Consider the following 13,866-nt stretch of genomic DNA (forward strand, 5'->3'; position numbering starts at 1 on the left):
TGCGCTCACAGGGATTATGGCACGGATATATGGATTAAGAATCCAGCAATAAGTGTAGGTTGGGTTGAGGAACGTTAGCGCCAGCTTATCCGTTAGGATAAACCCAACATTTTCAGCAAACTAGGTTCAAATCAGACAAAAATTCTTCCTAATTAAATGATACTTTGTTGGGTTTCCCTTCAGGAAGCTCCGCTAACACTTGGTTCTACCCAACCTACAATTATATCTGATAAATTTCCTAATTGCTTTGATTTTAACATGAGCTATTTGATAATTTATTGGTAGCTTAACTAAAGCAGCTATAGACATTTATAGTTAGAGTCAAAAATTTTGAATAGTTTAGGTTGGGTTGAGGAACGTTAGCGCCAGCTTATCCGTTAGGATAAACCCAAAATTTTCAGCAAACTAGGTTCAAATCAGACAAAAATTCTTCCTAATTAAATGATACTTTGTTGGGTTTCCCTTCAGGAAGCTCCGCTAACACTTGGTTCTACCCAACATACAATTATATCTGATAAATTTCCTAATGGCTTTGATTTTAACACGAGCTATTTTATAATTTATAGGTAGCAGAATCAAGGCTGCTATAGTAATTCTGAGTAATCTATATATTAAAACTAATTTATTTGTATGTTTTTCTAAGCTTAGTAGATAACTATAGATGCTATGCTCAAGTTTTAATTCGGGATTTTTATTGGTAATGGAAGATGGTTGATGAATTACAGATATTTTTTGGGTTATGGCAATTTTATGACCTTGTTTTACATAGCGTCTACAGAAGTCAAAGTCTTCATAATATAAAAAATAATCTTTATCAAATTCAGGACAGTTTTTAAAGTTTTTGAAGTTAATTAACATACTGCATCCTGTCACCCAATCTGCGATTGATGTTTCTGTGTTGGAGATAAATTCATTAGCAATTATTTTGCCAGTTTTAGGAATAAATTTTCCGCCACTAAACCAAACTTTTCCTGTGGGTTCGTAGACGGTTGTTCCTAATATGGAAAATTCGGGATTTTTGGCTAAAAAATGATGTGCTTTTTCCAGGGAGTTTGGTAATAAATAAGCGTCGGGATTAATTAACCAAATTATGGCTTGAGGGTTTTGGTCATAAATCCAGTTTAATCCTAAATTGCAAGCTTTTCCATATCCTAAATTAGTTTCTGAGTCAATAATAATTGTGGTGTTCTTTTGGAGTTGATAAATAGAATTATCATCCGTAGAATTATTGATGATAATAATTTCCTGAAATAGTTGGGGAGTTAATGTAATGGAATTGATTAATTTTTGAATTAATTGAGTGGAATAGTAATTAACTGTGAGAAAGTATATAGTTTTTATATTAGTTTCTCCTTCGGGGTGGGGTAAAAGTTCAGTTAAGTGAAGCTAAAACAACTAAAATGGTGCGTTACGATGGATTTCTAAATACCGTTCCGAGTCTAAATTTTAGCCGTCTAACGCACCTACTGGACCGACTAAAATGGTGCGTTACGATGGATTTCTAAATACCATTCCGAGTCTAAATTTTAGCCGTCTAACGCACCTACTGGACCGACTAAAATGGTGTGTTACGACGGATTTCTAAATACCGTTCCGAGTCTAAATTTTAGCCGTCTAACGCACCTACTAGACCGACTAAAATGGTGCGTTACGACGGATTTATAATACCGTTCCGAGTCTAAATTTTAGCCGTCTAACGCACCTACTAGACCGACTAAAATGGTGCGTTACGACGGATTTATAATACCGTTCCGAGTCTAAATTTTAGCCGTCTAACGCACCCTACAATAATGCTAAAAATACATAAAAACTCGGAAACTTTTATCCCTTATCCCTTATCCCTGTTGCCTGTTGCCTGTTGCCTGTTGTCTATTGCCTAATTATGTTAATTCTATTTGACTATCATCACCAATCATAAATCGTAATGCTTTAGGACGTTGTGGAGCATTAATTAGTTGGGCACGACGACCGAGTAAACTATCAACAATACGTTGGTGAATTTCAATAATTTTTGCTCCTTGTAATATCACACTATGCTCAATGTCAACATCAATTAAAGTTACATTATCGGCAATACTACTATAAGGACCAATAAAACAATTTTCCAAGTGACAATTATCTCCTATAATCACCGGACCTCGAATACTACAATTAATTAGTTTAGTATTTTCACCAATTTTTACTCGCCCAATAATTTGACTTTGAGAATCTATTTCCCCATTTACTGAATTAGTTAAACGAGTATCTAAAATAATTTGATTAGCACTGAGTAAATCATCTTTTTTACCTGTATCTAACCACCAACCTTCTAAGGTACGTGCTTCAACAGAAATTTCTTGATCTGCACCGGATGTTTGTTGGTCAATTAAATATTGAATAGCATCAGTAATTTCTAATTCTCCTCTAGCTGAAGGTTTGATATTAGCAATGGCATTATGGATTTTATTTGAGAAGAAATATATTCCCACCAGTGCCAAATCAGATGGAGGAACTTTCGGTTTTTCTACTAACCCTAAAACTTTCCCCTTTTCATCTACTTTTGCTACACCAAATGCTGTGGGATTAGGTACTTTTCGCAGCAGAATTAAAGCATCTAATTGTTCTTTTTTGAAAGTCTCTAAAAATTGTTCTAGCTGACTCTCAATAATATTATCTCCTAGATACATAATGAAAGGAGAATCTGCCAAAAATGGTTGGGCAATTTTCACAGCATGAGCTAAACCAGCAGGTTGCTCTTGCAGAATATAGGTAATATTAGCTCCAAATTTTTCGCCGTTTCCTGTTAATTCTTGTACTTCTTTTCCCGTTTCTGGACTAATAACAATGCCAATGTCGGTAATACCTGCTGCGATAATACCCTCAATGCCATACCACAAAATAGGTTTATTCGCAACTGGTACTAATTGCTTTGCTCCTGTATAAGTAAGAGGACGTAACCTTGTACCTTTTCCACCAGAGAGAATTAATGCTTTCATGTCAATACTTCCAATTGCGGATTTTTATTGTAGTTTTTGTTCTTAGGGCTGAATTTTTTCTCACTTTAGCATAAGAAGGAAGAAGGAAGAAGCAAGAGGGAAGAAGGAAGAAGCAAGAGGGAGAAAGGAAGAAGCAAGAAGAAAAAACTATTAGTCAATTAATTGTGATTATTTTGAGAAAGTGATAAATAGGATAAGAAATTTTTTCTGTAGGAAAATTATCTGAAATTTTGCCAAAAAGTTTCACTACTGAAGAGGGGAAAAAATTTCTCGGTGATTAGGGAAAATTTGCCATTAATTAATTCTCGCTATTTTGGTCAAGTGACAAACAAGATAAGAGATTTTTCTGCGAGGAAATTCTGTGAAATTTTGCCAAAAATCTCCACTACTGAACAAGAGACAAATTTCTCCATTTTCAGAACATGACAAACAGGGTCAGAGATTTTTTCTGGGGAAATTCTGTGAAATTTTGCCCAAAATCTTCACTACTGAAAAAGAGACTAATTTCTGGGTGATTAGGGAAAATTTGCCATTAATTAATTATCGTTATTTTCAGAACATGACACACAGTGTCAGAGATTTTTTCTGGGGAAATTCTGTGAAATTTTGCCCAAAATCTTTACTACTGAAGAGGGCAAAAAATTTCTCCCTCATCAGGGAAAATTTGCCATTAATTAATTCTCGCTATTTTCAGAACATGACACACAGTGTCAGAGATTTTTTCTGGGGAAATTCTGTAAAATTTTGCCAAAAATCTCCACTACTGAAGAGGAGACTAATTTCTCCCTCATCAGGGAAAATTTGCCATTAATTAATTCTCGCTATTTTGGTCAAGTGACAAACAAGATAAGAGATTTTTCTGCGAGAAAATTCTGTAAAATTTTGCCCAAAATCTCTACTACTGAAGAGGGGAAAAAATTTCTCGGTGATTAGGGAAAATTTGCCATTAATTAATTCTCGCTATTTTGGTCAAGTGACAAACAAGATAAGAGATTTTTCTGCGAGAAAATTCTGTGAAATTTTGCCAAACAGCTCCACTACTGAAAAGGGAAAAAAATTACCGCTCATCAGGGAAAATTATCCATTAATTAATTCTGTCTATTTTGGCAAAGTGACACACAGGATAAGAATTTTTTTCTGTAAATGATATTTCCAAAGATATAATAAGACGGTAAAATTCAGAAAAGTTTGATATTAGCTCAATAGAATTGTATGAGAATTATATGGCAAGACCACAGCTATAGCACTACAAGAATTGGTTAGGACATTTTTCAATCCTAAAACCCTATTCCCTATTCCCTATTCCCTAGCGCTATATCTAATTTCGGGATAAATATGAAAAATCACTCTTTTTTCAAATCATTAAATACTAAACTTAATTCACAGTCTAGCTTTCTGATTAATAGCATTATTTTTTTAATTGTAGTTTTGATAATTACTGTCATAACATCAATATATATATCTCATGAACATACAATTTATTGGTGGGACTTTGTGGGATATCAGAACGCAGCAAATAATTTAACAAATTTATTTCGAGCATCACCTCAAAGAGCTATTGATGATATTTTAGGTTCTTTATCTCAACAGAAAAATTATTTGGTTGTGCTGCCGTTAATTCCATTTCTTTATCTGTTTGGTAATCAAAGAATTGTTTATATTTTGAGTATTAATCTGGTCTATTTATTACCATTTAGTTTGCTGGTCGGTTCTATCGCGACAAAATTAATTCCAGTTCCTTCTCGGTGGGTATTTTGGTCAACAGTAGCGATCGCTTTATTAATACCTATGACTTGGAGTCCGAGTTTAAGAGGATATCCTGATATTGGAGCGACTTTATTTATTTTATTGGCGATTTTAATTTACTTACAAAATATTAGATTGACTGCTTGGTGGCAAATTCCTGTCATTGGATTATGTTTGGGCATATCTATTGTTTTAAGGAGACATTTTGCTTATAGCGCCATAGCTTTTCTTGCTGCTGTTAGTTGCCAAACTATGATTAACTTTTTGACTACTTTCAATTCTGTCAATAATTCCTGGAAAAGACTTTTAGAAAGCGCCATTAAAATTAGTCTGATTTCTCTCAGTAGTTTCCTGACTATATCAATTTTTGCTTGGGGTTTTATCCAAAGTTCTTTGACAGAAAATTATCGAACTCTTTATGCTGCTTGGAGTTTATCAATACCTGACATTTTCTGGCGTTATGCCTGTTTTTATGGATTAATAACTTTACTATTAGTTGCCACAGGATTTTCTGTTGGTGTTCTGACAAAATATTTAATTCCATCCACTACTATTTTTCTCTTATTATTCGGATTTTTTTCTTTAGCTGAATGGTTGATTTTACTCCGTTATGGCAATATTCATTACTCTCTACATTTTACGCCAATAATAGTTTTAGGATTAGCTTCATTTATCTGGACGACCATTAATATTTTTCCAGACAAAACTAGATTAATCATTTTAAGTCTCACGGGAATATTGTTACTTGGAAATTTTTTCCTTGGCATAACTACAATTGGCAAATTTCATCATTCTCTACGACCATTATTTGCCACTAATTTTTCTCCATTAATTCGTTCCGACTATGATGAAGTTTTACGTCTGAGCGATTATCTAAGTAAATTAGCCAAAAATCGAGAATTAGTATATGTAGCTGCTTCCTCAAATCTTTTTAATGCCAATATTATTAGAAACGCTAATCGGATAATTAATCCTGAAACTTGGCCGAATTTAAGAGCAATAAGTAAACCACATATTGACACCCGCGATACTTACCCATTGCCAGAATTATTAGAAGCACAATATATAGTTATTGCTCACCCATTTCAGAAAGTATTATTAACTGATGAACAAGTCTTAAAACCAGGGCAACAAGATTTAGTTAAGTTTGTCTATGATGCTTTTACTCAAAATTTTCCCATTGCTCAAGATTTCCGAAAATTGCCAGAAGAATTTATCTTAGATGGTGGAATTACTGTCAGTTTTTATCAAAGATTTCGCCCTACTTCTGTAGCGACTGCTGTACAAACTTTATCAGCAGTACAAAAACAAATTCCTCAACGTCCAGGTAGACAGTTAGACTGGATGAGTTTAAATCAATCTCCTTATATTACTTATAATTATTCGGCAGTTACTCAAATTTCTGAAAATGGTTATAAATTAATGACAGACCCCTCGGATACTACTAAACAAACCTCTAAATATTTTCTCTATTTAGGGCAAATATCCGAATCAGTAAAAATTACTGGTAAACTGAATTTTCTGAATCAAGAATGTGATGGTTTGTCTCTTGCGTTTTCTTCTTTAGATGAGCAAGGAAATTTGCTTGATACAACTGCCAATAATTATTTTCCTGGAGATTTGTCTGACTTGAATTTTTCACTCGCTGGTAAAAATTCGGTTTATTTGCTTTTGGAAAATATGACTATTGATGGGGATGAATTAACGGATAAATGTGGATGGGTAATCAATAATCTTATTGTTGATGACTAGAGAAAATTTTCTGGAGATAACCGCCGATAATTAGGGTTTGCTGAAAAAGTCTTTTTCAGGAGTAGATGAGTGGGGGAGTAGAGAGTAGTTAGGAGATAGTTGGATATATTTGTAAGAGTGATTTTTCTGCTATTATTCTGCATTTTATGCTAAAGTTTTGAGGGTTTTCAACTGAAAACCAGGCATTTTTTTCAACCTAAAAAGGCTAAAACCTTTATCTATCAGTGCTTTTATATTTTATCAGCAAGCCCTAATTATTTCCCTGGGGTGGGTAATAGTTTTACTTTTTATCTTCAGGGTAAAAATTCTGTTTATCTACTTCGGCAAAATCTGATTCTTCACAGTAATAAGTTAACTGATATGGAGAATTTTCTAGAGACAACTGCCGATAATTATTTGTTTAGGGTGGGTGATAGTTTGACTTTTTATTTTCAGGGTAAAAATTCTGTTTATCTACTTCGGCAAAATCTGATTCTTCACAGTAATAAGTTAACTGATATGGAGAATTTTCTAGAGACAACTGCCGATAATTATTTGTTTGGGGTGGGTAATAGTTTGACTTTTTATTTTCAGGGTAAAAATTCTGTTTATCTACTCCCGAAGCTGGCAAGATGCCCGCACTGATAACATTCAATTTTTAATCTCTTTACTTCATATATTTGGAATATGCTGTATGTATAAAAAAATGTTCTATTTTCAATCATTGCCAAATATTTCTCAATTATATTCCATTATTACCCCTGTCAGGGCGGATAACCATTTGTCCCTATAAGATATAATTACACCCATGTTACCAGATTTGATATTAGGCGATCGCTATATTTATCCCATCTATATAATATCCCAAATAAATATATTCTAATAGAAGAAAAATATGAACAAATTACAAGGTTGTGTAATTATTTTGTTTAACAGTTCTCAGCAAATTTTACTCGTGCTTAGAGATAATAAAGATTCTATTCCTTTTCCTAATACTTGGAATTTATTAGGAGGATTTATTGAAAATGGTGAACTTCCTGAACAATGTATATGCAGAGAAATAAGGGAAGAAATCGAAATTGAATTAACAGATATTAACTTTTTTCAAAAGTACAATATTTATGATAGAGAACATTACGTTTTCTGGAAGCAAATAGACTTAGATTTAAAGCAAATTCAACTTAATGAAGGTCAACGTTTAGCTTATTTTACTAAAGATGAATTAGATCAAAATCAACTGGCATTTCAATGTAACAAGATTTTGAATGATTTTTTTGTCCAGGTGTTATGGCCTAAATTTGGTAGGTAGAAAAATAATATGTACGGCAGGAAAAAACTATAGCACTATACTTATGTAGAAAATTTACCCCGAAAATAGGTAGATGATTTGCAAATTCCCAAATCTCACTCCTGTTGCTTCCTTCCCGAAAAGATAATAGTGCTTTGAAAATCTCTCTATTGCTAGAAGAGTCTTTCCAAAGTTAGGGAAAAAACTATAGCACTATACTTAATCTAGAAAATTTATCCCTCAAATAGGTAAATGATTTGCAAATTCCAAAATCTTACTGCTGTTACTCCCTTCCCGAAAAGATAATAGTGGTTTGAAAAGCTTTCTATTCACAGAAGAGTCTTTCCACAGTTAGGAAAAAAACTATAGCACTATACTTAATCTAGAAAATTTATCCCTCAAATAGACAAATGATTTGCAAATTCCAAAATCTTACTGCTGTTACTCCCTTCCCGAAAAGATAATAGTGGTTTGAAAAGCTTTCTATTCACAGAAGAGTCTTTCCACAGTTAGGAAAAAAACTATAGCACTATACTTAATCTAGAAAATTTACCCCTCAAATAGGTAAGTGATTTGCCAATCAAAAACCTAACTACCCTACCCTCCTTCCTGACAAAAGAATGGTACTTTGAAAACTTCTCTATTCGGAGGTCATAGAGTAGAGGTTTTTCTAGATTTTTTGACTGTACAAATATCCTTTTAAAAAATATTCTACTAACGCAATGCGCGGATTAATTTGATTGCTGAGTGGGCAATCGCACAAATAACAATAGAACTTCCCAATGCTCCAGCAGGAATTAAACCAGCATCACTATTTTCAATTGCCAGGTCGGCAACTTTATAAATTAAATTAATAGGAGTCACTTCCTGGGTTTCGATACAACTTGGGAATGTTTGATTTTCTTGAGTAGAGTTATTTTCCGTTTTTATTCTCCGGTATTTTTCAAAACTGATTATTTATTGGGAGATATCTAATACCAAATCTCAAAAGTATTGCTACATCTCCTTGAGAGTAGGGAGTAGGGAGTAGGGAGTAGGGTTAAAAGAGATAAGATATCTTGGTTTAATGCCGATAATCGTTATAAACATTACTAAACGATTATTATTGCTTAATAACTGAAGTTCATCGGAAGTATAGCATTAATGCATGGGAATTGGTCTAATAAAAAACAGGATAACTTTACCTCAATCAATAATATTGAGACAAAAAAGAGAATGTTGAGTTGATTTTGAAAGTTTTTTTATGACTCCAAACTTTTACTGTGACAATACTAACGGTGTCACATTGATGTTTTTCTCTGAACTATTCAATTTAGTTCTATTTTGGCTCTTTTTGTATATATTATGGCCAATTTATTTCTGTCTGTTAGTACAGTTAATATACTGCAACATTACTTGTTTTCATTTGTTTCTGTTCTATATATATTCTGACTCATTAATTTCTTTCCAAAGAAATATACGCTAATAGCAATATTTAACGACCATATACTGGAGGTGTTGTATGAGCAGAAAAAAAACTTCAAGTTCTATATGTCTTTCAGAAGAAGGTATTAAAAAAGTAAATATAGCTAGAATCAAAAAAAGTTGGAAAAAAACACAAAAAGAGTGGTATGAATCAGCATTTGTTTCAATATCAACATTGAAGTGCTTTATGAGTAGCACATCTATTTCTCCTGATTCTTTCAAAAAGTTGTCTGAAGTTGTAGGAATAGAAGACTGGCATTCCCTTGTTAATTGGCCTCTAAGTCAATCTTTTACTCAGAAAAAATCAAAATTCAAAGCTGGAGTAGGTATAACTGGCATTTTTACTTCAGACAAAAAGCTGGAAGTAGAAATTGCTTTGGAGTATTTGAAGCAACTTTTGATTAATTGCAAATTTGTTATACTATTTCTCAAAAACTTTTCTATATTTTCTTGAGTAGGGTACCCACTCCTAACTCCTACCAGGAGGTGAATAAAACATAATAATAATTGATATTAACTTACCTTAAAGTAGCAAAAAAGTTATTCTATATAAGTTAATTACTTAATAACTGAAGTTCTCATGAACTATAGCATTATTTTTGGGAATTGGTATTATTTACAATGATGATAATTTAGCACAATAATATAGTTTCCAAACTTCTTGGGAAAGCTTAAACTATTGTTTTTTTATCGCCCAGTTGTATCACTTTTTTCACTGAGTGATATTGTTAAATTAACACTCCCCCAATCAAATCAAATTAAATAGCTTCTGATGAAATTAGTCCAATTGTGGTGATGGTTAAATGTAATCCTGTGGTCAAGCAAAAATATATAGCCTATGGTTAATTAATCTATTTTTTTGCTTAATTAAATTTAGATATTACTTCATTAAAACCTGAGTCGCAAAATTTTCATTTCTTGTGGGAGAGAGAACTCTTGCTTTTAAAATAGCCGCCCCTAAAAAAGCATAAGAAATAACTCCCACAAAAGCCAAAAGAAATATATTTAAAACTCCAGAAGCATTCCATAAAGCATGAAGAATAGATGCAGTCAAATAACCAACGCCTAAAATCAACCAACTATTACGACGTCTTAAAACACTTAACCCAATAAAATAACCAAAATAACCACTATAAGCCATGTGTCCAGCTACTGAACCTAAAATTCTGGGAATTAACAATTGTAATCCTACCAATTGACCCGCATCTACTCCCAATTGTAAACTAGCACTATCCACAATACTCGGAACATATTGTCCCAGAGTTTCTAATAAAGTAAATCCTACTGCAGAAGCTGTTCCTAATAAAATTCCATCTAAAGGTTCCCAAACACCAATTTTATTTCGCCAGGGATCAGGTAAATTACGACCTATTAATAGTGCTAAAAACACAGGTAATGCTTTTAACAACTCCTCCATTAATCCCGCGCCAAAAAACATTCTAATCAGGAAATCAAGAAAGCCAACTTGCTCAGGATTTACTGATATATCACCAGGAAGTATAAAACGAAATACTCCAATAAACAATGTCAAAATTGGACTTAATAAGATAATAACAGTTGTTAAAGCTACTCCGAATAATACCCACCAAGGTTTCTGTTTGCCACAAAGTTGATAAACGAAATAATAAGCAGCAGTAGCAATATAAGCTGCTAATAAAAAATTGAAAGCTATTGCTCTACCCACGGTTAAAAACATTAAAATCACAAAAAATACAGTGATAATACCTGGATAAAGATAGGCTTTTTTAGCTAATTGCTTTCCTGTGGAGGCAATAGGAAATAACTGGGTCAAAGTTATCGACTCAGTATCTTCAACATCTTCAACATTAGGAACAGAATTGACAGGAAGTGAAGTAGAGTTTACTGATTGTGATACTGATAAGGTTGATTTTTGGTAGGATAAATTATCGAAGATGAATTCTGGTCCTTTGTAACCCAGACGAATACGATCGCCCACCTGTAAAATTTGACTTCCCTGTATTCTTCGTCCATTAATATAAGTACCATTAGAACTATTGAGGTCGCAGATTTCCCATACTAAACCAGTAGTTTTGGCCTGTTTGGTATGAATACGAATTAGGGCATGACGGCGAGAAACCGTTGTATAAAATTTTGTCTCTAGGACAATTTGACACTTGGGATCGCGTCCTAGCACTATCTCCTCTATCTCAGATAGATACTTTTTTATGAGCTTTTCCTCGTATACCCCTCTTGTAGACAGTTGTCGCAGAAATGCCATTTTTTAGATATCTTTAAAATTTTTAGTCAAAATAATTATTGATAAGCAATGAACAATTAATTGTCAATTAAATATAGCGCCGTGCGCAGGCAACAGGCAATAGCTCCGGAAGGCAACAGCTTATCTGGGGGAATAAAAAACCGATAATATAAGACTTTTAGCTATTGGACACCTCTTGTAATTTGTAAATATGCCAGCACACATTGCTATACAGCATATTTCATATCAGTGGGGTACATCTGTTGTGGGCAAGATGCCCACACTACGAAGACTTTATCATCAATATTTGTACCTCATATACCTGCAATCTGCTGTATTGTCCATTGTTTATTGCTTAACTAGCGATCCGTATTTTCCGTACCAGAATGCTCCGCAAAAAGCACTCAGCTTTCAGACTGCTAAAAGCTTGGGTTTAAATCTCTGACTTCTAGCTTGTCGTTTAATCTTAGGAGGTGTCCCCTATCCCCTTCTGGCACTTTAAAAAAAGTAATCTTGCTGAGTGCTGAGTGCTGACCGCTTCTTTAATTTCTATTGATTCGCCTTAGCGTCTTGAATTGCTAAATAAAAGAGTAAAGTAGCTAGAGGAATGCTCAGACTCAAAATTATCCCTGTTACTAGACCACCTAATTCTGGTTCCCCAGAAGATAACTCAAAAATAGAACCAACTGCTGCGATCGCTGCTATACAAGACCCACCCAAAAGCAATGTTGATTTAGGAGTTCCTACCATAACTTTCTTCTCCAAAAATATTGACTATTTTAATTTTTTATGATAATCACTAAAGTTAAGAACTAATAAATCTTAAACTTCTGGACTATTGCTTTTGTATTAGACATCTGGTAAAAATCAAAAATATAGCAGGAAACAGGTAACAGGCAACAGGCAACAGTGGGAAAAGAATTTCTCTGTCTAAGATTCATCATCAACTCGTTCTTTGCTATAAAATCAATTACCGTACATAAATCATCAATTAGGGTTTGCTGATGGAAAGTCTTTTTGCTGGGGTAGGAGACAACCCACCCCTCGCCCCTCCCCCTCCCAGGAGGGGGAGACTGGAGACTGGAGACAACCCACCCCTCGCCCCTCCCCCTCCCAGGAGGGGAGAAATGGGAATGAGCGAGGAAGTAGGAGTAAGAATTGTCAATTTGGGATTTTTCTGCCCAACTATGAGCCTAAAATACGCTCCATGCATGAGCATCAACAGCTAAAAACCAGGTACTGCAATTCGACCCCAAAAAGGCACTTGTCTTTATATGTCAATGCTTTTAGATTAGATCGGTAAGCCCCAATTATTTCCCCCTACTTTGTACGGACTTTGTATGCAACGTCCCTACTACTCCCTATTCCTAGATGTCTATTAGACATCTGGTAAAAATCAAAAATAAAATCAATTCTGATCAAGAAATTATCAATTTTTCCTCCCTGTTGCCTGTTGCCTCTTTTCTGGAAATGTCTATTAATTTTGCGAGACTTTAAGCAACAGATTTGACAGCTTTAGGAGAGAACTTATGCTTAGTCAACTCTTCATTCAGTGCCAATTTATTTTCTACTCGGTCTACAAACAGCACCCCTTGAAGATGGTCCATTTCATGCTGAATTGCTCTAGATAATAATTCTTTAGCCTGAAGAGTTTTCGGACGACCATTTTCATCTTTGTAGGTAACTTCAATTATTGCGGGACGTTTAACATCTAAATAAACCCCAGGAATACTCAGACACCCTTCTTGGAAAAGACAAACTTCTTTACCATACCTTTTAATCGTAGGATTAATCAAAACTAGAGGGGGCGTAGCAGCATTATCTAGCTCGCAGTCTATAACAATTACTTGTTTTTGGACAGCCACCTGGGGTGCAGCTAGACCAATACCATCAGCACTATACATAGTTTGGAGCATTTCTCGTATCAGTTTCCGAATATCATCATCTACCTTATTCACACGCTTTGCTGACTGACGCAAAGAGCGATCGCCCAAATAATGTATTTCCAAAGGTGGGTTCTCTAATTTTTCCTTCTTAACTAGAATTTCAGAATTTGTCATAATTTTACAATATCAAAGTAATGGCTAAATTTTAAACAAAGGTACTTTTTGAACCTCTTTCTATCTATCCTAATAGAAAATACACGGCCTCTGAGCCTTAACGAAGTCAGAAGTTAGATAGGGGAGCCGTCGGATTGGCGACGTACAGAAGTCAACCCACCCCTCGCCCCTCCCCCTCCCAGGAGGGGAAGTAGGGGATTTGAGCAACTCTCCAAAAATATTTCGCCTTAAAAGGCGGAGTTGCGCGACCCAATTATTTTGATAAATAGTCAAGTTAACTTATCACATCCAACTCAAAGTCAAAGTCCTTATCTCAATTAATCAAAACCCCCCTGAGTCCTAAATTAATATTTTTTTGCTTCTAATTTTTGACTTTTGACTTTT

12 protein-coding genes are annotated in these 13,866 nt (G+C 34.2%); 5 read left to right on the forward strand and 7 right to left on the reverse strand.

Annotated elements, in window-relative coordinates; genetic code table 11:
- Positions 1-477: 477 nt before the first annotated feature.
- On the reverse strand, positions 478-1,341 hold the full coding sequence (locus tag F6K06_RS01990; protein ID WP_353734847.1) for a glycosyltransferase family 2 protein: 864 nt from the start codon (positions 1,339-1,341) through the stop codon (positions 478-480).
- 539 nt (positions 1,342-1,880) lie between these two features.
- Positions 1,881-2,975 carry a glucose-1-phosphate thymidylyltransferase gene (locus tag F6K06_RS01995; protein ID WP_287243363.1) on the reverse strand — a complete coding sequence of 365 codons (1,095 nt, stop codon included), beginning with the start codon at positions 2,973-2,975 and terminating at the stop codon, positions 1,881-1,883.
- A gap of 744 nt (positions 2,976-3,719) precedes the next feature.
- Between F6K06_RS01995 and F6K06_RS02000 the strand changes: the two genes are divergently transcribed.
- Together F6K06_RS02000 and F6K06_RS02005 are read left to right on the forward strand one after the other, a co-directional pair.
- The gene (locus tag F6K06_RS02000) at positions 3,720-3,908 is read left to right on the forward strand and encodes a hypothetical protein (protein WP_287308819.1); all 189 of its coding nucleotides are present in this window, start codon (positions 3,720-3,722) and stop codon (positions 3,906-3,908) included.
- Between the two features lie 561 nt (positions 3,909-4,469).
- Entirely contained in the window at positions 4,470-6,473 is a 2,004-nt protein-coding gene (locus F6K06_RS02005) for a hypothetical protein (protein WP_287243361.1), read from the forward strand.
- Between the two features lie 400 nt (positions 6,474-6,873).
- Here the strand turns inward: F6K06_RS02005 and F6K06_RS02010 are convergent, their stop codons facing one another.
- On the reverse strand, positions 6,874-7,107 hold the full coding sequence (locus F6K06_RS02010) for a hypothetical protein (RefSeq protein WP_287323166.1): 234 nt from the start codon (positions 7,105-7,107) through the stop codon (positions 6,874-6,876).
- A 240-nt stretch (positions 7,108-7,347) separates the two neighbouring features.
- Between F6K06_RS02010 and F6K06_RS02015 the strand changes: the two genes are divergently transcribed.
- Positions 7,348-7,761, forward strand: coding sequence for an NUDIX domain-containing protein (locus F6K06_RS02015; RefSeq protein WP_124154226.1), 414 nt, complete (start codon positions 7,348-7,350; stop codon positions 7,759-7,761).
- Between the two features lie 693 nt (positions 7,762-8,454).
- On the opposite strand, the gene F6K06_RS02020 is transcribed toward F6K06_RS02015, so the two are convergent.
- Positions 8,455-8,604: a hypothetical protein gene (locus tag F6K06_RS02020; RefSeq protein WP_161564919.1), complete on the reverse strand. Its 150-nt coding sequence runs from the start codon at positions 8,602-8,604 to the stop codon at positions 8,455-8,457.
- A 637-nt stretch (positions 8,605-9,241) separates the two neighbouring features.
- Here F6K06_RS02020 and F6K06_RS02025 point away from each other — a divergent pair.
- Positions 9,242-9,658, forward strand: a complete 417-nt coding sequence (locus F6K06_RS02025; protein ID WP_124154225.1) for a hypothetical protein — start codon at positions 9,242-9,244, stop codon at positions 9,656-9,658.
- A 426-nt stretch (positions 9,659-10,084) separates the two neighbouring features.
- On the opposite strand, the gene F6K06_RS02030 is transcribed toward F6K06_RS02025, so the two are convergent.
- Entirely contained in the window at positions 10,085-11,443 is a 1,359-nt protein-coding gene (locus tag F6K06_RS02030) for a PrsW family glutamic-type intramembrane protease (RefSeq protein WP_287243357.1), read from the reverse strand.
- A 528-nt stretch (positions 11,444-11,971) separates the two neighbouring features.
- Complete coding sequence (locus tag F6K06_RS02035; protein WP_124142883.1) at positions 11,972-12,172, reverse strand: hypothetical protein; 201 nt, start codon at positions 12,170-12,172, stop codon at positions 11,972-11,974.
- 254 nt (positions 12,173-12,426) lie between these two features.
- On the opposite strand from F6K06_RS02035, the gene F6K06_RS02040 reads away from it, so the two are divergent.
- A complete protein-coding gene (locus F6K06_RS02040; RefSeq protein WP_124142884.1) occupies positions 12,427-12,651 on the forward strand; it encodes a hypothetical protein in 225 nt (74 codons plus the stop codon).
- A gap of 264 nt (positions 12,652-12,915) precedes the next feature.
- On the opposite strand, the gene def is transcribed toward F6K06_RS02040, so the two are convergent.
- The gene (gene def / locus F6K06_RS02045) at positions 12,916-13,482 is read right to left on the reverse strand and encodes a peptide deformylase (protein WP_124142885.1); all 567 of its coding nucleotides are present in this window, start codon (positions 13,480-13,482) and stop codon (positions 12,916-12,918) included.
- Positions 13,483-13,866 lie beyond the last annotated feature (384 nt).

It is taken from the genome of Okeania sp. SIO1H4, assembly GCF_010672695.1.
Lineage (GTDB): Bacteria > Cyanobacteriota > Cyanobacteriia > Cyanobacteriales > Microcoleaceae > Okeania > Okeania hirsuta.